Annotated in this window: 1 rRNA gene; it reads right to left on the minus strand. The window is 54.8% G+C overall.

The features are described 5' to 3' along the window. Positions 1 to 210 (minus strand): 23S ribosomal RNA (locus Xkoz_RS19480); the annotation flags it as partial.

Consider the following 210-nt stretch of genomic DNA (forward strand, 5'->3'; position numbering starts at 1 on the left):
TCCCCGTTCGCTCGCCGCTACTGGGGGAATCTCGGTTGATTTCTTTTCCTCGGGGTACTGAGATGTTTCAGTTCCCCCGGTTCGCCTCCTTCACCTATGGATTCAGTGAAGGATAGTGCAACGGATTGCACTGGGTTTCCCCATTCGGACATCGCCGGCTGATAACGCTTCATATCAGCTCACCGGCGCTTTTCGCAGATTAGCACGTCC

The organism is Xenorhabdus kozodoii, from assembly GCF_002632875.1.
In the GTDB taxonomy this organism is placed as follows: Bacteria; Pseudomonadota; Gammaproteobacteria; order Enterobacterales; family Enterobacteriaceae; genus Xenorhabdus; species Xenorhabdus kozodoii.